Annotated in this window: 1 protein-coding gene; it reads left to right on the forward strand. The window is 71.3% G+C overall.

Going from position 1 to position 691, the window contains the following annotated elements; translation table 11 throughout:
- Window positions 1-105: 105 nt before the first annotated feature.
- The coding region (locus tag DD1DGNOD_RS14570) for a glycosyltransferase (RefSeq protein ID WP_131770380.1) at window positions 106-691 on the forward strand (586 nt) is incomplete at its 3' end.

Consider the following 691-nt stretch of genomic DNA (forward strand, 5'->3'; position numbering starts at 1 on the left):
GAACTCGCCCGTGGTTACGGCGCCCGTGGTTACGGACCTCGTCGGTACCGACCGGGTCCGTACGGGTCGCGTGGTCACGGGCAGAGCCGGTCGGCGGTCCTGCCGATGACGGTCACCCTGGTGTCTGCCCGGGATGTCGCCGTAGCCGTGCCACAGCGTGACTGGACAGGGCCGGTCGAGCTGCTCGCCGTCGGCCGTATCGACCTGGAGAAGAACCCTCTTCTGCTCGTCGAGGCACTTGCACGGCTGCAGCGGGAGCGGTCGGACCGGTATGTGCTGCGGCTGGTCGGCCGTGGACCGCTCGAGGACGCGGTTCGGCGACATGCTCACCGGCTCGGCGTCGACAGACGCATCGTGTTCGGAGGTTACGTCCCCTTCGGCCCGGCTCTCCTCCAGCTCTACCGGCGTGCGCACATCCTTGTGCACGTCTCGCTCACCGAGGGCGTGCCGCAGGTGCTGATCGAGAGCCTCGCCTGCGGCACGCCCGTCGTGGCGACCGACGTCGGCGGCGTGCGCACCGCGCTCGATGCCGGGCGCGCCGGCCTGCTCGTGCCGCCCTCGGACGTCCAGGGGCTGGTGGACGCGGTGAACCGCCTCGTCGACGACGGTGACCTGCGGGACCGTCTGGTTGCCCGCGGTCTTGAAATAGCGCGCGCCGCGACCCTGGAGGCCGAGGCCGACCGGGTCGCCC

The organism is Candidatus Protofrankia californiensis, from assembly GCF_900634765.1.
GTDB classification, from domain to species: Bacteria; Actinomycetota; Actinomycetes; order Frankiales; family Frankiaceae; genus Protofrankia; species Protofrankia californiensis.